This is a genomic window from Kitasatospora sp. HPM-01-4, from assembly GCF_051374625.1.
Classification (GTDB): Bacteria; Actinomycetota; Actinomycetes; order Streptomycetales; family Streptomycetaceae; genus Kitasatospora.
Map to the genome: position 1 here is coordinate 8,991,068 of NZ_JBPQGP010000005.1, position 22,830 is coordinate 9,013,897.

General features: G+C 71.0%; 21 protein-coding genes. 10 read left to right on the top strand and 11 right to left on the bottom strand.

From position 1 onward, the window contains the following. Positions 1-14: 14 nt before the first annotated feature. Both uppS and ACSMTC_RS38705 read right to left on the bottom strand, forming a co-directional pair. Positions 15-1,628, bottom strand: coding sequence for a polyprenyl diphosphate synthase (uppS, locus tag ACSMTC_RS38700; RefSeq protein WP_436564444.1), 1,614 nt, complete (start codon positions 1,626-1,628; stop codon positions 15-17). A 374-nt stretch (positions 1,629-2,002) separates the two neighbouring features. Beyond that, positions 2,003-2,785 carry an NAD(P)H-dependent oxidoreductase gene (locus ACSMTC_RS38705; protein WP_436564445.1) on the bottom strand — a complete coding sequence of 261 codons (783 nt, stop codon included), beginning with the start codon at positions 2,783-2,785 and terminating at the stop codon, positions 2,003-2,005. 111 nt (positions 2,786-2,896) lie between these two features. On the opposite strand from ACSMTC_RS38705, the gene ACSMTC_RS38710 reads away from it, so the two are divergent. The 3 genes from ACSMTC_RS38710 (at position 2,897) to ACSMTC_RS38720 (ending at position 5,415) form a co-directional block, all read left to right on the top strand. Then, the gene (locus tag ACSMTC_RS38710; RefSeq protein WP_436564446.1) at positions 2,897-3,739 is read left to right on the top strand and encodes a helix-turn-helix domain-containing protein; all 843 of its coding nucleotides are present in this window, start codon (positions 2,897-2,899) and stop codon (positions 3,737-3,739) included. A 582-nt stretch (positions 3,740-4,321) separates the two neighbouring features. Beyond that, the gene (locus tag ACSMTC_RS38715) at positions 4,322-4,828 is read left to right on the top strand and encodes an RICIN domain-containing protein (protein ID WP_436564447.1); all 507 of its coding nucleotides are present in this window, start codon (positions 4,322-4,324) and stop codon (positions 4,826-4,828) included. Positions 4,829-5,271: 443 nt separating this feature from the next. Further along, positions 5,272-5,415, top strand: coding sequence for a hypothetical protein (locus ACSMTC_RS38720; protein WP_436564448.1), 144 nt, complete (start codon positions 5,272-5,274; stop codon positions 5,413-5,415). Positions 5,416-5,664: 249 nt separating this feature from the next. Here the strand turns inward: ACSMTC_RS38720 and ACSMTC_RS38725 are convergent, their stop codons facing one another. The 3 genes from ACSMTC_RS38725 to ACSMTC_RS38735 all read right to left on the bottom strand — a co-directional run bounded on the left by ACSMTC_RS38725 (position 5,665) and on the right by ACSMTC_RS38735 (position 7,593). After that, positions 5,665-5,817: a hypothetical protein gene (locus ACSMTC_RS38725; RefSeq protein ID WP_436564449.1), complete on the bottom strand. Its 153-nt coding sequence runs from the start codon at positions 5,815-5,817 to the stop codon at positions 5,665-5,667. Between the two features lie 473 nt (positions 5,818-6,290). Beyond that, on the bottom strand, positions 6,291-6,482 hold the full coding sequence (locus ACSMTC_RS38730; protein WP_436564450.1) for a hypothetical protein: 192 nt from the start codon (positions 6,480-6,482) through the stop codon (positions 6,291-6,293). Positions 6,483-6,780: 298 nt separating this feature from the next. Further along, positions 6,781-7,593, bottom strand: coding sequence for a hypothetical protein (locus ACSMTC_RS38735; protein WP_436564451.1), 813 nt, complete (start codon positions 7,591-7,593; stop codon positions 6,781-6,783). A gap of 367 nt (positions 7,594-7,960) precedes the next feature. Between ACSMTC_RS38735 and ACSMTC_RS38740 the strand changes: the two genes are divergently transcribed. After that, positions 7,961-8,710, top strand: coding sequence for an SDR family oxidoreductase (locus tag ACSMTC_RS38740; protein ID WP_436564452.1), 750 nt, complete (start codon positions 7,961-7,963; stop codon positions 8,708-8,710). Between the two features lie 469 nt (positions 8,711-9,179). On the opposite strand, the gene ACSMTC_RS38745 is transcribed toward ACSMTC_RS38740, so the two are convergent. Continuing rightward, positions 9,180-10,658 (bottom strand): alpha/beta hydrolase, encoded by a 1,479-nt coding sequence (locus ACSMTC_RS38745; protein ID WP_436564453.1) that lies wholly within the window; start codon positions 10,656-10,658, stop codon positions 9,180-9,182. 440 nt (positions 10,659-11,098) lie between these two features. On the opposite strand from ACSMTC_RS38745, the gene ACSMTC_RS38750 reads away from it, so the two are divergent. Both ACSMTC_RS38750 and ACSMTC_RS38755 read left to right on the top strand, forming a co-directional pair. Next, the gene (locus tag ACSMTC_RS38750; RefSeq protein ID WP_436564454.1) at positions 11,099-12,031 is read left to right on the top strand and encodes an alpha/beta hydrolase; all 933 of its coding nucleotides are present in this window, start codon (positions 11,099-11,101) and stop codon (positions 12,029-12,031) included. 16 nt (positions 12,032-12,047) lie between these two features. Further along, positions 12,048-12,767: a helix-turn-helix transcriptional regulator gene (locus tag ACSMTC_RS38755; protein WP_436564455.1), complete on the top strand. Its 720-nt coding sequence runs from the start codon at positions 12,048-12,050 to the stop codon at positions 12,765-12,767. 138 nt (positions 12,768-12,905) lie between these two features. Here ACSMTC_RS38755 and ACSMTC_RS38760 read toward each other — a convergent pair whose 3' ends face one another. The 4 genes from ACSMTC_RS38760 to ACSMTC_RS38775 are packed head-to-tail and all read right to left on the bottom strand — an operon-like array spanning position 12,906 to position 15,704. Beyond that, positions 12,906-13,418: a hypothetical protein gene (locus ACSMTC_RS38760; protein WP_436564456.1), complete on the bottom strand. Its 513-nt coding sequence runs from the start codon at positions 13,416-13,418 to the stop codon at positions 12,906-12,908. Further along, positions 13,415-14,113, bottom strand: coding sequence for a hypothetical protein (locus ACSMTC_RS38765; protein ID WP_436564457.1), 699 nt, complete (start codon positions 14,111-14,113; stop codon positions 13,415-13,417). The genes ACSMTC_RS38760 and ACSMTC_RS38765 overlap by 4 nt, the downstream gene beginning before the upstream one ends. Next, entirely contained in the window at positions 14,110-15,405 is a 1,296-nt protein-coding gene (locus tag ACSMTC_RS38770; RefSeq protein WP_436564458.1) for a WXG100 family type VII secretion target, read from the bottom strand. Before ACSMTC_RS38770 ends, ACSMTC_RS38765 begins: the two co-directional genes overlap by 4 nt. After that, on the bottom strand, positions 15,402-15,704 hold the full coding sequence (locus ACSMTC_RS38775; protein ID WP_436564459.1) for a WXG100 family type VII secretion target: 303 nt from the start codon (positions 15,702-15,704) through the stop codon (positions 15,402-15,404). The genes ACSMTC_RS38770 and ACSMTC_RS38775 overlap by 4 nt, the downstream gene beginning before the upstream one ends. Positions 15,705-15,990: 286 nt before the next feature. Between ACSMTC_RS38775 and ACSMTC_RS38780 the strand changes: the two genes are divergently transcribed. Then, positions 15,991-17,286: an ALF repeat-containing protein gene (locus ACSMTC_RS38780; protein ID WP_436564460.1), complete on the top strand. Its 1,296-nt coding sequence runs from the start codon at positions 15,991-15,993 to the stop codon at positions 17,284-17,286. Positions 17,287-17,840: 554 nt separating this feature from the next. Next, entirely contained in the window at positions 17,841-19,013 is a 1,173-nt protein-coding gene (locus tag ACSMTC_RS38785; RefSeq protein WP_436564461.1) for a protein-L-isoaspartate O-methyltransferase family protein, read from the top strand. A gap of 237 nt (positions 19,014-19,250) precedes the next feature. Here ACSMTC_RS38785 and ACSMTC_RS38790 read toward each other — a convergent pair whose 3' ends face one another. Then, the gene (locus tag ACSMTC_RS38790; RefSeq protein ID WP_436564462.1) at positions 19,251-19,925 is read right to left on the bottom strand and encodes a formylglycine-generating enzyme family protein; all 675 of its coding nucleotides are present in this window, start codon (positions 19,923-19,925) and stop codon (positions 19,251-19,253) included. 307 nt (positions 19,926-20,232) lie between these two features. Between ACSMTC_RS38790 and ACSMTC_RS38795 the strand changes: the two genes are divergently transcribed. Beyond that, positions 20,233-20,871: a nucleotidyltransferase domain-containing protein gene (locus ACSMTC_RS38795; RefSeq protein WP_436564463.1), complete on the top strand. Its 639-nt coding sequence runs from the start codon at positions 20,233-20,235 to the stop codon at positions 20,869-20,871. 223 nt (positions 20,872-21,094) lie between these two features. Continuing rightward, a complete protein-coding gene (locus ACSMTC_RS38800) occupies positions 21,095-22,582 on the top strand; it encodes an alpha/beta fold hydrolase (protein WP_436564464.1) in 1,488 nt (495 codons plus the stop codon). The last annotated feature ends 248 nt before the right edge of the window (positions 22,583-22,830 follow it).

A 22,830-nucleotide genomic window follows, 5' to 3' on the forward strand; every position in this document is an offset into this window, starting at 1 on the left:
TCGGCCCGGACTGCTCAGCCGGTCCGGGCCGGGTCCACCGGGCGGGCGGGGGAGGGTAGGTTGCCGCCGAAGCGGCGCTCGCGGCCCGTGTAGGCGGCGACGGCCTCCCGCAGCCGGGCCAGGTCGAAGTCGGGCCAGGGAGTGGGGTCGAAGAGCAGTTCGGCGTAGGCGAGGTGCCAGGGCAGGAAGTTGCTGATCCGCTGCTCGCCGGAGGTGCGGATCAGCAGGTCGACATCGGGCAGTTCCGGTACGTACAGGTGGCGGGCGAGGTCGGCGGGGCCGATTTTCTCGGGGCGCAGCGTGCCCGCCGCAGCTTCGGCAGCCAGGGCGCGGGCGGCGGCCGCCAGCTCGTCGCGTCCGCCGTAGTCCAGGCAGAGCGTCAGTGTCAGGACGTCGTTGTTCGACGTCATGTTCTCCAGCAGGGCGATCGCGGAGGCGAGCGACGGGTCGATCCGGTCGCGCCGCCCGCACCAGCGCACCCGCACACCGAGGCCGTGCAGCCACTCGATGCCCCGGGCGATGCAGTCGGCCAGGGCATCGAACAGGGCCGCCAGCTCCTCGCGCGAGCGGTTCCAGTTCTCCGTGGAGAAGAGGTAGATGCTCAGGTGCCGGATGCCCAGCCGAAGCGCCGCGATGACCAGCCGCATCGCCGCCCGCTCGCCCGCGCGGTGGCCCTGGTCCACCGGAAGGCCGCGGGCCTCGGCCCAACGCCGGTTCCCGTCCAGGATCACCGCGACATGCCCGGGCACCGGCCCCGCCCCCGGCCAGGCCGGCCGACGGCACGGCGCCCCCGTCGACGTCAGCGGCGCGATACCTTCGGTCAGTACCCGGGCCCCCTGCAACGTGGCCTCGTCGAACTGGAGCTGAACCCCCAACAGCACGGCGTGCAGGAACGGCTGACACTCGCGAGCCACCATCCCCGCCACCGGCACCGCCTGCTCCAACAGCTCGTGCCAGCGCGCCAGTTGGATGCCAACCAGCTCCTCCAGCTCCTCCCGGCGCTCGCCCCGCGCCAGGTCGGCGAGGCCCAGGCCGAGCCCCCGCAGATCCTCGCGCGGCAGATAGCACCGGCCGTCGGCGAGATCGGCGGGCAGGTCCTCGAAGACGTCCACCAACTGGCACGCCTCGCCGAGCACCGATGCCAGCCGCAGTGCCTTCGGCCCCTCGGCGCCCAGCATCGGGGCCCACAGCTGCGCGATCGTGCCTGTGACCCCTCTGAGGTAGCGGCGCTGGTCCGCGAACGTCTCGAACACCGGCGGGGCCTGGGCCTCCGCCTCCATGGCATCGAGGTGCTCCGCGACGAGTGCGTGGTCCAGGTCCCAGCGCCGCACCGTGTCCACGAACGCCCGCCGCAGCCGATGGTCGCTGCGGCCGGACCGCAGATCCGCCATGGTGTCGGCCCGCCAGCGGGCGAACCGCCGCATCCGGTCCTTCGGCGCACCCCTGTCGGCGATCCGGTCGGTCCGCGATGCGAAGGCGTGCACGGTGTGGACGTACGGGCGAACCGCAGGGGGCAGCACGGCAGACCCCGTCCACACGTGCACCAGGTGCCGTCGCAGCTCGGCATCGCACGCCTCGTACGACTCGCGCAGCTCTGGCGAACCGGCGACCGCTCCGTCGCTCCCCACCACTCCCGGACCCCGCCCTTCGGCCGCTCACCCGAGCCGGGCGCGCGGCCCGGCAGTGCACCTCGGCCCGGTCGCACATGGCCGGGGGTGCCTTCACCGTCACTAACGACGCGCCGGCCCACCCGTGGCGGTCCCGGCGGCGGTTTCGGCGTGATCCGGCCGGGAGCTGGTCCAGGTGTGCACGCGCAGCCTCGACTCCGAGTCCGGGGGAGCCGTGTGAACGCGGATGCGGCCGAACTCCCGGGTGGGCTTGACCCGTTCTGACGGACATCCCGGTCACGGGACGAGTGCCGAGGCCGTCGTGGGTCGCCGGGGTGAACTCGGCTCTCCGGCGCGGCGCGAGACCGCTGCGCCGGGGGCGGGTTCGGACCCGCTCAAGCACGTAGGTGGATGTCCAGGCCGGCCGTGCCCGGGGTCTCGGTGCCGGGGAGGAGGCGCAGATCACGGTCGTAGTCGCCGCCGGTGAGGGTGCGGTAGGGAATGGGGGCGTCGGTGAAGAGGCGGTCGAGGCGGCTCGCGTAGGCGCGCTTGGCGGCTGCGAATCGGTCGGCGGGGACGTCGACCGAGCCGTGGACGGTGAACGGCTCCAGTGGTGCCATGCCGGTGAACCAGAACAGGCCGTGCTGGAGCGGGTGGAGGACGTCGGAGAGGCGGCCGTGGGCGCCGCGCTCCGAGAAGGCCGACTCGCGGGCGCCGATGGTGGTGGCGAGCAGGGCCCGGCGACCGGCCAGGGCGCCCTCGCTGTACGGCGGGGGGACGGACGGGCCGTGGGCGAACTCGAAGGTGAAGACCCGATCGATCCAGCCCTTGAGGATCGCGGGCACGGAGAACCACCACATCGGGAACTGCAGGATGACCGCGTCCGACCAGAGCAGCTTCTCCTGCTCAGTCGCGATGTCCGGGGAGAGCCGCCCGGCCCGGGTGGCCGCGCCCTGGGCAGGCAGGACCTCAAGGCGGCGGTCGGCGGGGTGGTCCGGGAAGTCGTCAGCGTCCAGTGCGGCCCGCCACTTCATCGCGTAGAGGTCGGACACCTGGACCTGGTGCCCGGCCGCGCTCAGGTGCTCGACGGCGAAGGAGGCGAGGGCGGAGGTGAGCGAGCGGGGCTCGGGGTGGGCGGTGACGAGGAGGATGTTCCGCGACTGCGGGGTAGTGGTCATGGGGAAAGGCTCGCTCGGGGGCGGGGCGGTAGCCAGAGCCCGGTGCTTCCGGTGGACCGCGAGTCCTGGTACTGCGAGGGCCACCCATGTCCGAAGCCCGATACTTGGGGCATGGACAGTGTGGAGACCAAAGCGCTCGGCGAGTTTCTGAAGGCCCGCCGGGGCCGGGTTGCGCCGGAGCGGGTCGGCATCGCTGCCGGTGGGCGCCGTCGGGTGCGCGGGCTGCGGCGCGAGGAACTGGCCCAGCTGGCCGGGATCAGCGTGGACTACTACGTACGGCTCGAACAAGGGCGAGCCACCCAGCCGTCTCCCGAGGTGCTCGACGCGCTCGCCCGGGCGCTCGACCTCGACCTGGCGGAGCACCGGCACCTGACCACGTTGGTCGGCGCCAGATGCGGCGCTGCCCCGACGGCCCGGGTGAGCCCGCTGCTCCGCCGCACCCTGGACGCGCTGGCCGACTCCCCGGCCTTCGCCACGGACTACCGCCTCGACGTGCTGGCGGCCAACCCGCTCGGCGCCGAACTGATCGGCGGGGTGGGCGAGTCGGGGCGGCGAGACCCGAACCAGGCCCGGTACCTCTTCCTCGACCCCGCCTCCCGCCTCGTTCACCCCGATTGGGAGGCCAGGGCGGCGGAGGTGGTCGGCCAACTGCGCGCCGCCACGGGCTGCTACCCGGCCGACCCGGCACTGACCTCGCTGATCGCCGAACTGTCCACGCTCAGCGAGAACTTCCGGAGGATCTGGGCCTCCGGTGAGGTGGTGATGTGCACACCAGGCCGCAAGCGGCTGCGGCACCCCGAAGCCGGGCTGCTCACCCTGGACTTCGAGGTGCTGCACGTGCCTGCCGCCCCCGGCGAGACGGGCCTGGTGGTGCACGTCTTCGGCGCGGAGGCAGGGAGCGCGGAGGCCGAGGCGCTGGCCCGGCTGGCCGCCCGGCTCGAGGGACGGCTGTAGGCCCGGCGGCACCAGGAGCAGGGGCTGCTCCAGCTTCAGCAGCTCGGGCATGCGCTGCACGCCTGGACCTGCAGGGTGCAACCCCGACCTGCGGGTTCACCGAAGAGGTGGACCGGGCAGCGGCCACAGACCGGGTGGGGTGGAGGGCCGGTGAGGGGAAGTCAGTCGCCGACGGTGTGGGGCAGTTCGGCCTCGTCGACCAGGGCGGCCGCGGCGTCCTCCGCTCCTCGGGCCTCGCCTGGTAGGGCTTGGTCAGGACTACCGAATATGCGGCAGAGCCGTTCTTTTTACAGACCCTCACGGGCCTAACGATCTTTCAGACACGCTCCGGCGATGGGACGTACTGTTCCAGGCTTCGCGCAGATATAAAGAGTTGACAAAGAAGTTGCCATGGATAGTCTCTTACCGCTGAGGGGGATCTTCGGGGGGATCATGGCTGGCAACGGACTATCCGTTTGCATGCACGCGGTTCATGGGTGCCCGCCCGAGAGCTCCAACCTGTTCGATGGCGACCACACGTCAGGGTGTGGTCACGAGGATGCGTGGAGGTCAGGTCAGGTGAAGTCGGCACTTCGCAGTCGAGTGTGGAGAGTGCTTGCCGTCGCGAGTGGATTCAGTCTCGCCCTGGGGATGGTGGCGCAGCCCGCCAGCGCGGACGGGCGCCTCCATGGGCCCTACCGGCTTATCAACCTGGGCACCCACAAGTGCCTCGAAGTGGCGGACTGGAGCACCAACAGCGGTGCCGCTGTGCGCCAGTGGGACTGCACCGGCGGAAGGAACCAGCAGTGGTACCTCAATGACCTCTACAGTCCGAGCTTCCCTGCGCTGGTCAACCTCAACAGCAGCAAGTGCGTGGACAGGCCAGGCGGGGCCCAGGACAACGGCGTGCAGCTGATCCAGTGGGACTGCCACTGGGGGAGCAACCAGCAGTGGCACCTTGCGTACCCCGACGGCGTCGGCCCCGTCACGGAGTTCGCCTCCGGCTCATACTCCATGGAGATCGGCGGCTACAGCGGCGCCAATGGCGCGCCGGCACAGCTGTGGCGCGCGAACGGTGGCGACAACCAGAAGTGGTACGTCGGGAGCTGAACTTAAAGGCCCCGCAAGCCCGCAGGAGCAGCCGGAAGGGCTCTACTGGGCTTTCGTCCCTTGTTTCCGACGTCAGGATCCGCGCCAGGTGGCGGAGGTTGCGGTTCTGCCAATGCAGAACAAACAGGAGCGGTGTGCTCACCCCCACTCCGGGGAGGGCCCACCGCTTCTTGCACTCCAGGAAGATGGGCGACGATTCCGGTCAGCACCCGATCGCGCGGCACAGGCGGCAGCACGCTGTCCTGCATACGACCAGTGATCCGCGCTTGGAGACACATCACCTTCGCGGACGGGCGCACCAGTTGCTCTCCCCGCCAGGGCCAGCCGGGGGCCGCGAGCATGCGCGGTCCGCCCGGCCAGCTCGGTCACGCCGGAACGGCAGACGCGGTGCGCTCCGGGTGGCCCGTGACCGCAGGGGAGTTTGGATCAACGACGTGCTCGGTATGCCCATCAGCCGACTCCGGGAGGACCGCCTCCTTCGGGAGGCCGAGGTCACCGGCGGCGACCCTCGCAGCATCTGCGACTTGTTCGGCCTGTTCGTCGGGGCGGCCCGGCGCCATACCGGCACCATCGACCACCCGGCCTGATCGAAACGAGCTACTGGAGTTGGCCCTGGAGCACTACGGGAGTGACCACTGACCGATTCCGGGTGCTCGGCGAGGGGACCGGTCCATCCCGCCCGGCCGGGCCACCCGGGAGACCACGCGATCGAGTGCGACGGACGTCCGGCCGACCGGATCGAGGAGTGCGACATCGACCGCGGCATGGATCGTCGGTGACGGGAAACGGAACGGGCCGTCACCGTGTTGTGGTGACGGCCCGTTCCGGACGGGTGGTCATGCGCTCAGGCCGGTCAGGGCCTGGCGGGCGCGCTGGGCAGCGCGCTCGGCGCGGTTCTTGAGGCGGACCGCGCGGACGAGGCGGTACTCCCTGGCCTCACGCAGGCGCTCGTCGATCGTCGCCCGGACTGCTTCGAGCTGGTAGGTCATGGTGTTCTCCCCCTGGGTTGAGTGATCCGTCGGCCGCCGTGACATCGGTCCCGGAGGTCGTCCTTCGCTTCAGATTGTACACCAGAAATCGCGCACTGCCTTTCAATTAGCCACACTGCTCGGGATGTTGCCTTCTGATCGAAGGAGGTGAGTGGCTGGCTCGACCCCGGCTCGGCGAGAGCGGAGAGCCGGTCCGTACCGCGGGCCGACGCGCCTGCTCTTCGTGTCGAGCAGCCGGGCGCCGAGCTTCAGCTGGGCGCCGTCCTCCAGCCTCTCCGGGGATGTGGGCGCGGCCTACCTTGAGGACTCCCCGGTCGCAGAAGGGACAGCGGGGGAGAGGGGCCGGTGGTCTCGGCCCGTCGGCGGGGCTTCCTGCTGTCAGGTGGGCGAGACGATCCGCCCGACGGTGGCGCCGATCAGTTCGCTGGGTACACCAGGGCCCAATGCGTCGGGGAGTGTGAGGTGTTCGACGGTCAGGCCGGTCGTGGCCAAGTAGAGGAGGACCACCGTTTCGTGGTCTCCGGGAAGGTCCTCAGCCGGGTGGCGGGTGATGTAGCCCAGCGGTCGACCGGCATCTCATCGGCGCACTGGCCGAAGTGCCGGGCGGTGGTGTAGATCGCCATCGCGACCAGTCCGCTGATCGTCCGGTCGCCCCAGAACGTCACACCAGGCCGGAGACGGCGTGCGCGGGGCCGCGGCGTCTGACGGGATGAGGTGTCCTGCGGTACCGCCGATCTCGAGGCCGTCCTCGCGGGCTTGACCACCGCGCCGTCGGAGTCCGCCAGAGCGGAGCAAGATCAGCCCGTTCGCACGCCGGTAGGGCACGAGGCAAGAGGCATGCCCGGGGATTCGACGGCAGCGGGTCGGGCGGGAGGGCTGTCAAACGCGGTCCGACCCCGAAGTGCGGGTCGTCGTGTCCCGCCCCACAGAGGAACACATCGACCCGCGCGGGCGTCGGTCACATCAGGCGCACTTCATGTCGGGGTTGGCCAGCGCCATGCCGCTGACCCTCTCCCCCTCCACGGTGAACTCGTACACCCAGCCCTGCTTGCCCGCCACGGGCGCCTGGTACTTGCCGTTCTTGGCGAGATCGAGGGCGCTGTACGCCTTCTTGAGCTCGTCCACGGTTGATCCCGCGCCGACGCCCTCAGCGGTGCGGGCACCACTCGGGGCGGCCAGCTCGCGCAGTCCGTCCGTGCCGAACGACACCCGGCCCGGGACCAGGAACGCCGCATCGCGCGATTCGCGTAGCTTCATCACCTCGGCATGGGCACTGGCCGCCTGCTCCATCAGCTTCGCGTCGGCCAGCGCGCGGTCGGCCGACTCCGCGGCGCGCTTGGCGAACTCCGCGGCCTCCTTCGCCGAGGCGTTCGACGGCAGGCTCTCCGGCTCGGCCGCCGTGTCCACCGTGTCCGCCTTCGCGTTCAGATCCTTCGACTTGGCATCAGCCGCTGCCTCGGCGGCCATCCGGGTCGCGTCCGGCGCGGGGCCGCCCTTGTAGGAGAAGTCGGTGCAGCCGCCCAGGAGCGACACCGGGGCCGTCTCCAGCGCGCCGGTCGCCAGCGCCGCGTCCTTCGCCATACCCGGCGTCAGCCCCCGGTATCCAGCCGGCCCGAACACCTCCGGGCTCTTCGCCGCTGACGCCCCCGCCTCGCTGCTCCCGCCGCCCGACGAGCAGGCCGCTGCGCCCGCGACGACCAGCGCGGCCGCCATTCCGACACCGAGTCCACGCCGGACACGACGGCCAGTGGCATGCGTTCCAAGTATCTGATTCATGCGATCCCCTTCGTTTCAAAGCCAACCTTAGCAATCTATTTGCATATCCTTTGGAGCGATCTGACTCGGTGACACCACTGCCCGTCATCAGCTCGGGTCGAGTCTCCAGACGGTCGGTTCAGGCGCTGGTCTGGATGTAACTCCGGTTTCATAGCAGGACTATGACGAACAGTCGGACTGTGGCCCAGGACATTGATGCCAGGTCAGGTGAAGGTGGTGGTGAGCTGTCACGTCACAGCCGCCGCGCCGTGATCCTTCGCCTGCATCCGCGCCCGGTCGCGGGCTGGCCTGCAGGTTCGCCGCTGCCACCGAGGTCGATGTCCGTTCGCCGCCAGTGCTTCTCGTGCCCGGCCGGTGGGATGGGTCCATGACTTCACAGGCAACTCTGAACGGCAGGATGGCACTGGTCACCGGCGGCAGCCGTGGGATCGGTGCGGCGACGGCACTGCGGCTGGCGCGGGAAGGTGCGGACGTGGCCGTCACGTACGTGCGTGGCAAGGAGGAGGCGGAGGACGTCGTACGGGCCGTCGAGGCGCTGGGGCGCCGGGCGGTGGCCCTGCGTGCGGACTCCGCGGACGCGCAGGAGGCGGCGGACGCGGTGGAGCGTGCGGCGGAGGCGCTCGGAGGCCTGGACATCCTGGTGAACAACGCCGCCGTTGGGCTGATCGCGCCGCTGGAGAGCGTGTCCGTCGCCGATGTCGACCGAGTCCTCGCGGTGAACGTGCGCGGGGTGTATCTGACGGCCCAGGCGGCCGCCGCACGTATGGAGCGCGGCGGCCGGATCATCACCGTCGGCAGTTGCCTGACCCAGCGCGTGCTGGGTCCCGGCTCCACCCTGTACGCGATGAGCAAGTCGGCTCTGGTCGGTCTGACGCGCGCGCTCGCGAGGGAGCTGGGCCCGCGCGGGATCACGGCGAACATCGTCCACCCGGGCCCGATCGACACCGACATGAATCCCGCGGACGGCCCCTTCGCGTCCGGCCAGGCGGCGATGACCGCTGTCGGCCGCTTCGGGACGGCCGAGGAGGTGGCGTCCGTGGTGGCGTATCTGTCAGGCCGGGAAGCGGCGTACGTGACGGGCGCGGAGTTCGCGGTCGACGGAGGGCACGCCGCCTGAACTGGCGTGGGGTACACCGGCGTCGTCAGGACGGTGTGCCCCACGCACGCGGGGAAGGCTCGATGCCCGCCTGCTCGCCGTCCGCCGACCGTGGCTGCGCGCAGTCTGCGACAGCGGCTTACCTCGAAGCCGTCCACGAAGAAGAAACCCGAGGCCAGCAGCCCTCGACCCCGCCGCAAAGGTTAAAGATCAAGCTGAGGGAGTGTTTCGCGGACTTCACGGAGACGCTCCGTGCACTGCCCCTGGAACTGTCGTCGGAGCTACGGCATCCGGACCTGCCCCACGCGTTCCTGCGCCGCGGGGTCGTCCCGTCCGAGGGCCTGAACCATTCCGATGGCTTCGGTGTAGATCGTCGGTCAGCGGACGGCATCAGCCCGGGAGGATCCGATGACGGGGGAGCGTGAATCCCGCGGACCGTACGTCCGGCGCTGTAGCCATGCCGAGGCTCTGCTTCCGGCTCCGGTCCCGGCTATGCGGTGCACCGCAGATCGGCCGCCGGGCGGTGCCCGGTCAGGAGGAACCGTGTGACCGCCTGGTCGCCGCAGGAGTCGCCGTTGGAGAGGTAGGAGCCGTGGCCGCCGTGGTCGACGGTGACCAGTCGGGCGCGGGCGCCGAGGGCCGTCCGCATGCGCAGGGCACCGAAGTAGGGCGTGGCCGGGTCGCGGAGATTCTGGAGCATCAGGATGTTGGACGGTCCATGTGAGGTGATGTGGACCGGCTTGTCGGTCGGCTCGGTGTGCCAGAAGGCGCAGGGCGTGATGTTCACCGGCTGCCCGGCGGTGAGCGGGTGCCGGACGCGGTCGGTGGCCACGTCGCGGGCGTAGCCGCTGACGTCGCGGGGCCAGCTCACGTCGTTGCACTGCGTCGCCGTGAAGACGGCGGTGTCCTGGTCCGGCATCGGTGTGGTGTATCCGGGGGGCAGGGCAGGTGTGGCCTCGGGGTTCTCGGCCGCCTTGATCAGCTGGGCCAGCCAGGGGAAGTCGGAGTCGCTGTAGGTGAGCGCCTGCTGGACGGCCTGGCGCAGGATGTTGCCGGTGAGCGGTCTGTGCGGTGTGGTGGTCGGCCGGGGCGCGCGGTCCAGCCGGTCGGCGAGGGCCAGCACCAACGGCCGTACGTCATCGGCGTGTTGGGCGAGCCTCAGCCCGTCGCGGTCGCGCGCGGGGTCGGCGGCCCAGCGGGCGAAGTCGGGGAACCGCTCGTCGGTGCCGGCCGCCGTGTCGGCGAGCCAGCCGCGTTCCACTCGCGCCGGGTCGGGGTCGTCGGTGCTGTCGAGCACCACCCGGTCGGTGTGCTCGGGGTGCTCCTGCGCGTAGGTGGCGGTGACGTATGTGCCGTAGGAGACCCCGTACATGGACAGCTTCGTGGTGCCGAGGGCCTGGCGGAGGTGCTCGATGTCGCGCACCTCGTTCGCCGTTGAGTAACTGCGCAGGATGGCGCCGCCGTTGCGGGCACAGGCGTCGGCGATGCGTTGGGCGCGGGCGACGCTGTCGCTGATGTCGCCACCGGGGCCGGGCCAGCTTCGGAGGTTCATCACGTCCCGGTCGTCCGCGCTCAGGTCGCAGCCGACTGCCGTGGAGCCACCCACCCCGCGCGGGTCGAGGCTGACCAGATCGTAGGCGCCGTGCAGGGCCTCGCGCATCGCGGGGCCCGTGTGGGCGAGTGCGTCGACGCCGGAACCGCCCGGGCCGCCGGGGACGACCAGCAGGGTGCCGCGCCGGGCGGCCGGGCGGTCGCCGGCCAGGCGGGTGACGCGCAGGGTGAGGCGGGCGCCGTCGGGCTTTCGGTAGTCCACGGGGACGGAGAGATCAGCGCACTGCTGGTCGGTGGGGCCGTTGGGCTGGGCGCACGGCTTCCAGGAGAGCGTCGTCGCTGACGCCGGAGCGGCGACGGCGAGGCACGTCGCGCTGAGTGAGAGGGCGCCCAGTACTACGGCGAGTCTGTGCTTCATCGTTGTCTCCGGGTTTCGAGGTGCGGGCTGCGGGCCGCGGGGTCGGCTTGGCTGCGTGGTCGGTGGTCGGTGGTCGGTGGGCCGTGTGCACGTGTACGAATGCGCCTGCGCAGCCGGTCGCCATCGGGGCCCTGGCCCGCGCCTGGGGAGCCCAAGGGCTGGGGCCTGTACCGGGGCGGCCGCACGGTGAAGGCGAGCCGGTCCGCCACCCGGGTACCGCTGCGACCGTCCCGGAAGTCATGGACGTCATTGCCGGTCATGAAGCCACCTTGGCCGCGGAGCTGGTCCGGCGGCCTCCCCCGCTGGTGGGTTCGCCCTCCCCCGTACGGGGGAGCCGCCGCTTCGGCCACACCGCACACGAAGCCCGCAGGGATCAACAAAAAAATCAGGTCAGAAAAAGGTGACAGGGTGTTGTCGCGGACAGCTGCGACCGTAGACGCATGACGATCACTGATGAGGACTGTCTCCCCGAAACCCTGGCATTCAACGAGCAGTTCGAGGCTGCCGCCGCGAGCCGTCCACCTCGCGGGCAAGCGCCGGATGCAACCGTGCTGGCGCTCCTGCGGCGCAACCGGCTCGGTGGTGACACGCCACCGGTGAGACTGCCGCAGGGCCAGGACCGCGTCGTGGCCGGCGGGGTGGGAGTCCGGGCGTTCGTGCCGGAGCACGTCGACGGCGTGTACCTGCACATACACGGCGGTGGCTGGGTGTTCGGCTCTGCGGACGGGCAGGACGAGAGGCTGTGGCGGCTTGCCGTGCAGACACGGCTGGCCGTGGTGAGCGTGGAGTACCGCCTGGCGCCGGAGCATCCGTTCCCCGCCGGACCCGACGACTGCGAAGCGGTCGCCCGGTGGCTGGTGGACCACGCCGCGGCCGAGTTCGGTACCCGACGGCTGCTGATCGGTGGCGAATCGGCCGGCGCCCACCTGAGTGTCCTGACACTGCTGCGCCTTCGCGACCGGCACGGCATCACCGGCGCGTTCCGGGCGGCCCAGCTGCTCTTCGGCCCGTACGACCTGTCGATGACACCGAGCCAGCGGCTGTTCGGCTCCAGGCGGCTGCTGAGCAATTCCGACTCGCTGCGGGGCAGTTACGAGCTCTTCACGCCGGGGATGGGGGCGGAGCAGCGCCGCGACCCGGAGGTCTCGCCGCTGTTCGCCGACCTGGCCGGCCTGCCGCCTGCCAGGATCGTCGTCGGTACCGAGGATCCGCTGCTGGACGACTCGCTCTTTCTGGCAGGACGGTGGCAGGCGGCAGGGGCGCCGGTACAGCTCGGTGTCGTCGCCGGCGCGATGCACGGCTTCACCCTGTTCCCGCTGACCATCACCGAGCGGGAACTGCGGCGTGAGCGGGACTTCCTGGCCGGCGCGTGACGGTAGCGTCGACCTCGTGAATCGCACTCCTCGGCTCTATGCACTGGTGGAAGAACTGCGCGCGGCGGCGCCGCGGTCGCGGACGGTCGCGGCGCTCGCCGCGCGGTTCGAGGTCAGCACACGCACGGTGCAGCGTGATCTGCAGGCACTGATGGAGGCCGGTGTCCCGGTACGCGCCACACCGGGGCGAGGCGGGGGCTGGTCGATCGACCCGGCGATGACTCTCCCTCCGATCCGTTTCACCGCCGACGAAGCCTCGGCGTTGGTCGCCGCGCTCGCCATGGCCGACGCCTCGGCCCCCTACGCCGGTGCGGCCCGCACGGCATCGCAGAAGATCGCGGCCTCGATGACGGGTCCCGCCTCGGTGGCGGCCCAGGAGCTCGCCGCACGGATCGTCGCACTGCCGGCCCGGACCGAGGAGTCGGTCCGGGCCGCAGTGGAACAGGCCCTCACCGACAGCACGGTGCTGCGGCTGTCCTATGTCGACGCGGCAGGACGGGAGAGCGACCGCGTGGTGGAACCGGCCGGACTGCTCACCGCCGAAGGAAGGTGGTACCTCATCGCCTGGTGCCGCACACGGCAGGCCGGTCGGGGCTTCCGGCTGGACCGGATCACAGCGGCGGCCTCGACCGGTGAGCAGGCGCCGCCCCGTGACCTGACCGGCCTGCTGCTCGGCTCGGCCGCCGCCGGTGCGGTACGGCCCACCGCGCTGGCTTCACTCACGCCTGCGCCATGAGGACCTGAGACACCACCAGCCCGGCGGGCGGCTCCGGCCACGGCATTGGCGCTCCATGGCGCCGAGCCGCGCCCCGGGGTCGGCCGCGCTGGTGGTCATGCGGAAGGCACCGGGTCCGTGCTCCCGGGAGCGGCTTCGTCAGGCACCGAGCGGCTGCCGGTAGACGAGATGGACCACGTTTTCGGGGTCGCTCCGCGTCCAGTCCACGTCCCAGCCGCGGCGCGCGGCGAGGGCGGCCACTCCTGCCGCGCCGATGCCGCGGTAGTAGCGCTTCTTGATGAAGGTGGTGGGCTCGGTCTCCTTGTGCTTGTACCGGTTGTCGCCGCGGGCGTTCTCGGCTCGGCGATCGCGTTCGTGGCGCAGCGCGACGGTGGTTCCGATCTCCAGGGCCCTGTCCGCCCAGACTTCCCAGTCCCGGGGGGTGCCGTGGCGCTCCAGCCGGTACTTGGCGGGGGTGAGGATGTGCCTGGTGCTGTTGCCCTCGGCCCAGGATTCCCCCACGGTGTAGAGCTGGCAGGCCTCGTAGACCACGATCCAGGGGAGGACGTACAGCCATTGCAGCCACAGCTGCAGGGTGAGCCCGACGACGGATCGCCGGGGGAGCGGGCCGGTGTTCAGGCCGGGCGGCGGCGGGGTGTGCCGGCCGCTCATCCGAAGGCCTCCGTGATCTTGGACTGGCTGGGCAGCGCGGCCGTGGCAGCGGCCTGCGGGGTGGTGCCGGGCTTGTTGTAGACGACGGTGTCGGCCATCTGCGCGAGCATGGTCACGTAGTCGGGGAAGTCGGCGACGGACGGTGTGCTGATCCGGCAGACGAGCAGGGTGTCGGCCAGGGGCACGGGGATGTGGACCTCGGCCTGGGCGAGTTCGAGCGAGGTCGGCTCGCCGGCCTGTTCGGTGAGGTCCACGATCATGCCGGAGATCGACACCACGGCCGGTCCGCAGGCGATGTCGGAGCGGAAGACCTCGTTGGCGGGGTCGGCGGAGAGGAGTTCCAGCAGGGCGGCGGCGGCGATCTCGGGGTCGGAGGTGTCCGCTTCCTCGGCCAGGATGACCAGGGTCGCCACGCTGACCCGGTCGTCGTCGGTGCCGAGCAGTGCGAAACCGGCGTAGACGGCGCCGTCCTCGGCGGCCTCCGCGGCGATCTCCTGGTACCAGCCGGCGACGGTGGTGCGCTGGAAGGCGGTTCCACCGGACCAGACCTCGGCAGCGATCTCCGCGATGTGCGCCTCGCGCTGGTCCTCGGGAAGGTCGACCCCCAGGGAGTGGAAGACGACCGGGACATCCCAGCGGATGTCCAGTTCGTCGTCGAGTACCGGCGCTGCGGCGGTGGCCTGGTCGGTCGTCATGAGGTCACTTCCTGGTAGAGCGTGGGCGCGTGCATGCCGAGACCGGTGCCCTTCATACCGATCTGGATGCCGCGTGACCACCAGGAGGAGGCGCTCAGGACTTCCTTCCCGGCCTTGTCCAGGGTCGTGACGGCACCGGGCAGGTTCCGCAGCGGGGTCTTGGTGAAGACCGGCGAGATGACCTTGCTGTGGAGGAGGCCGCCGGCCATGTGCGTGCTCTCGATGGCCTTGCCCGCCTCCGCCAGTTTCGCTCCGCCGGCCGCGAGGCCCTCGCCTGCTTTGATGGCTTTGACGCCCATGGTGACGCCCTTGATGCCCTTCGCCGCGCCGCCGAGGAACGGCACCACGCCGACCCCGTCGAGCGCGATCGTCGTCCAACTGACGTCAGCACCCCCGAGTTTCGCCAACCCGTGAGCGCCCAGCGCGATCCCCGACGCGCCGGCCGCCGCCACTCCGAGGGCGGCCGACAGCGGCGGGCACCACATCGTGGCCAGCGCCGCGATACCGAGGACTGCTGAGGCCGCCCCGGCGATGTCCCCGATCTTCTTCAGGACACCGGCGTGCTTGTGCGCCCAGTCCTTGATGCTCTTGCCGACCTTCTTGAAACCATCGGCGATCTTGCTCCAGGTGCCGATGTGCGGCGCGTTGTGGTTCGCCGAACGCAGCGCCTTGGCCGTCCGGTCCGCATCGTGCTGGTGGTGCGCGTGGAGTTCCTTGGCCTGCTTCACGATGTGGTGGAGCTCGTCCTCGATCGACGAGAGCTCCTGTGACGCGGCCTGCAGCTGCTGGTTCGCCGTAGCCAGGTTCTGCTGCGCCGTCCTGATGCGGCTCTCGGCTTCCGCCAGCTGCTGGTCGTCGGAGAAGCGGTAGCCGATCAGCTTGAAAGCGGGGTCGTCCGCGGCCGAGTTGTACTGGTCGGTGGCCGTGCTCCTGCGCGCCTCCGCCTCCTTCAGCCGCCGCTTGGCATCCTCGGCCTCCGCCTCGTAGCGCCTCGCGGTCTGCTGGTAGCCCACCAGCTGCTTGCTCCACGACGACAGCTGAGTGGAGGCGGATCTCAGCGCGTCCAGGCTGTCGTCCATGGTTTTGGGCAGCTCGCCGACGTTCCGCGCGAAGCCGTCCGCCGCCTTGCCCTCCCAGGCGCTGCCGCCGTGGCTGATGGACGTCAGCGTGTTGGATGCGCTCTCCAACGCGTTGGCGGCCGTGGTCAGTTGGGATACCAGGGCATCCACGCTCGCGGGTCGGCCGGGAGCGGGATCGAAGGTGAGAGCCGGGAAGTCGTGATCACTGCTCATGCCGCACCCGCCCCCTTGCCGAGAGCGTCGCGAATCGCTTGCTCCGTCCCCGTGTAGTCGTCCGCCGTCTCGCGCAGTTTCTCCTCGATCTGCCCGGTGCCGTCGGATATCAGCTTGATCGCGTCGTGCCAGCTGCTGTGGAACTCGTCGCATGCGTGGTCCAGCGACGAGCTGCCGGTGCTCTTCGGACCGATGTCGTGCATCGCTTTGAGCGCCGTGCGAAGGTCGTCCTGACTCTGGTGCAACTGCTGAAGCAGCCGATCGAGCTCGTTCACCTCAACGCGGAAGTAGTCCCCCAAGGCGCGATTCCTCCCCTCTGATCATGATGGTCGCCCCAGCCTAGAGGGTTGCTCCCTATGCCAACGGTCGTCCACGGCTCGCGATGACCGGCAGAGCAGCGCGGCGATGTACGCCCTGACCCTGCTGAAGGCCCCCGGTTCCCCGGGGGCCCGACCGACCCGGTCGGCACCCGGGTGTCACTGAGGGTAGGTCAATAATCGGTATAGCCAGCATAAAGGAGGGCCTATCATGATCACGTTCAAGATCTTCTCGAAGAAGTAGGTTTTCCTGATGAAGATGGCTCGGGTGTCCGCGATACTCACGGCGGTCGCACTCGCCCCCGCGGTTCTGCTCCCCTCGACGGCCTCCGCCGCCGAGAACCTCCAGCCCTCCGGCGCCTCGGCCCCTGACGCCGCCTCCGACACCGGATCGGGGGGAATCTCGGCCTCGGAGCAGCGGGACCGGGCTGAGGTGGAGCGGATCCTGGCCGACAAGGACAGTGGCCCTGGTGTGCGTGAGGCCGCTCAGAAGGCGCTTGAGGGTACTGCTCAGGACCTGCGTCACTTCCTTGAGGTCGAGCTGGAGGAGCAGCGCCAGACCGACAACCGGGTGCGGGTCTCCCAGGTCATCAGTGTCGGTGGTCCTGCGGTGCGGGAGGCCGGCAAGGCTGCCCTCAAGGGCTCTCCCCAGGATCTGGTGGACTTCCTCAGGGACGGTCAGTTCAAGGCTCGCGCCGAGGACGAGGACCGGGCTGAGGTGGAGCGGATCCTGGCCGACAAGGACAGCGGCCGTGGTGTGCGTGAGGCTGCTCAGAAGGCGCTTGACGGTACTGCTCAGGACCTGCGTCACTTCCTTGAGGTCGAGCTGGAGGAGCAGCGCCAGACCGACAACCGGGTGCGGGTCCTCCAGGTCATGAGTGTTGGTGGTCCCGCGGTGCGGGAGGCCGGCAAGGCTGCCCTCAAGGGCTCTCCCCAGGATCTGGTGGACTTCCTCAGGGACGGTCAGTTCAAGGCTCGCGCCGAGGACGAGGACCGGGCTGAGGTGGAGCGGATCCTGGCCGACAAGGACAGCGGCCGTGGTGTGCGTGAGGCTGCTCAGAAGGCGCTTGACGGTACTGCTCAGGACCTGCGTCACTTCCTTGAGGTCGAGCTGGAGGAGCAGCGCCAGACCGACAACCGGGTCCGGCTCGTGCAGATCGTCAGTGTCGGCGGTCCCGCGGTGCGGAAGGCCGGCAAGGCCGCACTGAACGGCTCCTACCAGGACGTCCTGGACTTCCTGAAGGAGGGCCAGTTCACGGCCCGCGCGGAGGACGAGGCGAACGAGGCGGCCGGTCGGCAGCCGTCGGGGGACAAGGGCACCGACGGCCAGGACGGGACGAACGGCGCGGGCAGCACGGCCTCGGAAGGCGGAGTGACGCCCGCGTCCGACCACACCGGGACCAGCGCCGCCGACGCGACCACCGCCACCACCGGCATCGACCGGCTTGCCTTCACCGGTGGCGGGGACGGCCTCGGCTGGGAGGTCGGCGGCTCCGCGGCCGTCCTCGCCGCCGGTGCGGGCCTGGTCGTCGCGGCTCGCCGCCGGGGCTCCGCCGAGAGCTGACACCCGTTCAGAGCGGAACCGTTCGGCCGGAGTGCGTTCCGCCCGTCCGCCTCCACTGGTGGTGAACCCGCTGTGCCGTCGCGTGCCGGCACAGCGGGTTCGTGTGTGGGCAGGATCCCAGCAGGCAGGTGCAGCAAGGAGGTTGATGGTGCGGTGAAGAACGGGCATCGCGTGCGAAGAGGCGGGTTCCGGGCCGCCCGTTGTGGCCCCGACCCCGTCCCCGCACCGCCGTCCCGGCCGTCCCGGCCACCCCGGCTACCCCGGCTACCCCGGCCGGGACGGTCCGTCAGCGTCGCCGCTTCGGGCGGGGGAGGGGCGGCCTCGGCCGTGTCTGCGCCTGGGTTCACCACCCCTTGATGCCTCCACGCGCCGTCTACCGCCGCACCGCGGGTGTGCACCAGGATGGGCGCCGGTCCTGTCCCCGCACGAAGGAGGAGACCAGTGATGGGTGACCACTCCAAGCCGGCGCCGGATCCCGGCACCGGAAGCCCGCCTCCGGGCAACGCCGACGGTCAGGTCCCGCCCCCGCCGCCCTCGGACGGGAAGCACAAGAAGTGACGCCTGACCTGGGCGACCTGCGTGCGCGGCTCGACGCCGCGATGGAGCGGCGCGGCGCCTGGCCCGATCGCTCGCCCTGGCTGCGCCCGGCCATGGCAGCACTGCCGCGCGACCGGTTCGCGCCCGACGTGCTGTGGCGGTGGGACGGCACCGGCTACGTGCCGATCCACCGGGACACCGATCCGGACGGCTGGGCGGGGGAACTGTTCGCCGACCAGGACGCGGCTGCGGTCACCCAGGTCACCGCGGGTCTGCCCTCCTCCAGCCTCTCCGCGCCGGCTGTGGTCGCCGACATGCTGGACAGCCTGCTCATCGACCCGGGGCACCAGGTGTGGGACGTGGGCACCGGGCAGGGCTGGTCGGCCGCGCTGGCCGCCTGGCGGGCCGGCCCCGGCCGAGTGGTCTCCACCGAACTCGACGAAGACCTCGCCGACTTCGCCCGCGCCCGGCTGCGGGCCGCCGGCGTCCGCGCCACGGTCGTCGCCGCCAACGCCACCAGCGCCCAGCCGCCCGGCGGCGACCAGGTCGACCGGATTCACGCCACCTACGCCGTCGAGACGGTGCCGTTCGGCTGGGTCGAGGCGACCAGGCCCGGAGGCCGGATCGTCTATCCCTGGGGCCGACTCGGGCACGTCGCCCTCACCGTCGCCGCGGACGGGCGCAGCGCCTCGGGATGGGTGCAAGGACTGGGGATGTTCATGGCCGACCGCAGTGCACCGGCGCCGCGGGCCGCGTCGGGCTGGAGCGGGTACGCGGCAGTGCGCGGCACCGACGAGCCCGAGACCGAGCGGACCGTGGCGCGCGACCTCCTGCCCTTGAGCGAGAACTGGGATCTGAAGTTCGGCCTACGGGTGGCCGTCCCACGCGCGCAGGTCGTCACCGGCACCGGCCAGTGGGGCACCTGTGCGTGGATCCACGACGGCGACCGCTCCTGGGCCGCACTGTCCGCCCAGCACGACGGTACGGCGCTGCTCCACCAGGGCGGACCTCGGCGTCTCGGCGACCGACTACTGGCCGCCTGGGACCAATGGAACGAACTGGGCCGGCCTTCACGCTACGACTACGGCATCACCGTCACCCGGACCGAACAGTGGGCCTGGCTGCAGGACGCCGAGGCCGGGCCCCGCTGGCCGATCACCCCGCCGCTCGCAGCTCCCGCCGGCCAATGACCGACGCACGCCGCCGAAACCGCAAGGCGCGCGGCTTGCCGGTGTGTCGGTGCCGAGCGGGCCGGCCGCCGACCCGTCGCGGTCGTCTCCGGCCTCCGTTCGCCGACTTCCCGACCGGCCATGGCCGTTGGGCCGTCGCGCACGCCGTGCCGGGTCGTGGAGCGCGCGTTCGCCCACCTGCACTGGTTGCGCCGCCCGCGGATCCGCCGGGGAGATCCGCGGCGATATCCACGGAGGTCAGCGCGTGACGGAACGTGCGAGGCGGAAGCCCACGTCCTCGACCTGGAAGCTCGGGTGGCTGCGCCGACGCGCGGAGGCCCGGCAGCTCCAGTGCTCGTCGAACCAGCCGCCGCCACGCAGCACCCGGTAGGTGCCGTAGACCTCCGCGTCGTAGACGTCCCAGCACCAGTCCCAGACATTGCCGAGCATGTCGTAAAGGCCCCACGGGTTGGGCCGTTTGCCGCCCACGTCGTGGATTCGCTCGTGTGAGTTGTCGCGGTACCAGGCGATCTCGTCGAGCGGCCCGTAATGCGGTCCGGTCGTACCGGCGCGGCAGGCGTGCTCCCACTCGGCTTCGGTCGGCAGTCGGTACCCGTCGGCGGACGTGTCCCACTCGACGCCCTCACCGTCGTCACGGAGCTGGTAGACGGGCGCCAACCCGTCCTGTAGGGACCGGGCGTTGCAGAACCGGACGGCGTCCCACCAGGAAACGCCTTCGACGGGCAACCGGTCCCCTCGGGCGGCGCTCGGCCGTCGGCCGGTGGTCTGCGCGTAGAGCGCCTGAGTCACCGGGAACGCCGCGAGCTGATAGGGCGCGACCTCGACCCCCCAGCTGCGCTGCGTCCGCCGGTCCGACAGGACGACCTGCCCAGGCGGGATAGCGATCATCTCGTTCAATGTGCTTGCGTCCATGGGCAGGAGATCCTACCGGCAGCCGTCCTGGACAACCGCGCGCTCGGCTGTGCCGACCGCGCACGGCAGCCGATGCTCGCTCATGGCCACACCCGCCGGTGCGATCGCCGGATGCGGGCCGCTTCGCGCTCTTGAAGTGAACACCACGTCAACTTGACGATGAATAAAGCAACTTGATATCAGCGACGAATCCGATGAGTGTCCCGAGCCGGCGAACCCCGACCACCTGCCACCGAAGGTCGATGGACGCGGCTCGCCGCCGTTGAAGACGGACCGGTCGGGTCGGGCTGCGCAGTAGGTTGTGACGATGACCGGATCCCTGCCGCCCGGCGGCGTTGTGCTCGATGCGGAAGAACTGGATGCCCGATGGGCGGACCCATGGCGGCCGGAACAGGTCGCGGAGCGGTTGGGCGGGATCAGAGCGCCTTGGTGCGTCGCAGCAGGTTGGGCGCTGGATCTGTTCCGCGGAAGGCAGTCGCGGCCGCACGGGGATCTGGAGATCGCGGTGCCCGCGGCGGGATTCGCTGAGATCCGGGACCGCTTCCCTGGGTACGTGTTTGACGCGGTGGGTTCTGGGCGGGTCTGGCCGGCGGCGGGAGTCGAGGAGCTGGCGGCCACGCACCAGACCTGGCTGCGGGATCCGGCAAGCGGTCAGTTCCTGTTCGACGTCTTCCGCGAGCCGCACGAGGGCGGGGTCTGGGTCTACCGGAGAGACGAGAGTCTTCGACTGTCGTACGACGCGATCATCGAGTGGACGGCGGACGGAATCCCTTATCTGGCACCGGAGTTGGTGCTGCTGTTCAAAGCGAAGGCGGTACGGCCCAAGGATCAGGCGGACTTCGACGGTGTGCAGCCGCTGCTGAGCCGGGCGCGACGGGACGTCCTCAGCGGGTGGCTGGAGCGCGTTCACCCCGGCCATCCGTGGCTGGCGGTGCTGGCGGGGTAGCGGTGCCCGGCGTCGGCCGGTCTTCGGAGGCAGAAACCCGCTGAGCGCTCGCCGACCCCGACAGCCGCGCGATCCGGCGTGGGGCAACCACCACGACGTGGGCGGCGCGATGCTTCGGTGTCCTCTCCACCCGGAGATGGAGCCGAACGGGTGGAGGGCCACCGTAGCGATGTCCACCCCCGCTCCGAGGCTGACGGTGCGACAGTTTTCGTACCGTCAATCCATGACCGGACTTCTGCGCCGTACGGCCGCGACCGGCGGCACACTGCTGTCGACCGCGCTCCTGCTGGCCGCCCTGACCCCGCCTGCCGCCGCGGCCCCGTCCGCCGGGCTCTCCTGGGGAGCCTGCCCGTCGCCGACCCCGAACGCCAACGGCACACCGTTCCCGCGTGATCCGCGCGAGCAGTGTGCCAGCCTGCGAGTTCCACGCGACTACCGACGCCCGGAGTCCGGCACCATCACCCTGGAGATCTCCCGGATCCGCACCGCTGATCCGGCGCACCGGCGCGGTGACCTCGTGGTGGTGCCGGGCGGGCCGGGCGGCTCGGGGCTCGACTACCCGGGGGAGGCGGCCTCGCTGCTGCCGCCCGCCGTGCTCCGTTCCTACGACCTGATCGGCTTCGACGAGCGCGGCGTGGGCAACAGCACTCCGGTGCGCTGCGACCTGTCGGCTGCCGACCGCGCGGCCCAGCTCAACTACCCCTTCCCGGCCCCCGACGGCTCGATCACCGACAACCTCGCCTATGCCAAGCGGGTGGCCGACAGTTGTGCGGCCGCGAGCGGCGACTATCTGGCCGACATCACCACCGCCAACTCGGCCCGCGACCTGGACCGGATCCGCGCCGCGCTGGGCGTCCGCCGGATCTCCTACCTGGGCACCTCGTACGCCACCTACCTCGGCCAGGTCTACACGAGCCTCTTCCCCGCCCGCACCGACCGGGTGGTGCTGGACAGCACGGTGGCCCCGGGAGGCGAGCAGCAGGCGATCGGACTGTTCAGCGAAGGCGCCGCGGACACCTTCCCGGCACTGGCCGAGTACCTTGCCGGCCACGACGGAACCCTGCACCTCGGCGCCACCCCCGAGGCCGTCCGAGCCACCTACCTCCGGCTGGCCACGGAACTCGACCGCGCGCCGCTGACCCTCGCCGACGGCCGTACGCTCACCGGCGTCGCCCTGCGCGCCATCACCTACACCTCCCTGACCAACCCGCGCTACTACCCGTTGGCCGCCGCCGTCTGGGAGTTGGCCGCCACCCGTGCCACGGCACTGCCACCGGGCAGTTCCTTCGGCGGCTCGATCCCGCTGGTGATCCCGGACAACTTCGTCGCCGCACAGGACGCGGTGATCTGTGACGACTCGGCCTGGCCACGCGATCCGGCCCACTACGCGGCACGCACCGCCGCCGACCGGGAGCGCTACCCGCTCACCGACGGCATGTCCGGAAACGTCTGGCCGTGCGCCTTCTGGCACTACCGCCCGCACGAGCCGCAGGTGCGCCCGAACCCCGCCGGGCCGCGCAACATCCTGATGCTGCAGAACCTCCGCGACCCCTCCACCCCGTACTCCGGCGCCCGGCAGACCCTGGACGCCTTCGGCCACCGGGCCGCCATGGTGACCATCGACGCGGCCGGCCACGGCGTGGACTTCAGCGATCCTCGCGTCAGCGGCCCGTTCACCACCTTCCTGCTCACCGGCCGCCTGCCCGGCTGACGCGGTGGCGCCTGTCGGCGTGCGCCTGTCGGCGTGCGCCCGTCGGCGTGCGCCCGTTGGCGTGCGCTCGTCGGCGTGCGCCGAGCGGACCTGCGAACGAGTGAAAGCAGCCCACGGAGACCCCGCGACCGGATCCCCGCCACACCAGGCCCGGCGCTCGAACCCACCTGGCAAACGGCCAGGATCTACCGGCAAAGGACACGGGGTGCGGCGTCGTCGAGTGCGGCGGGCAGGTGTCCCGCCTCAGC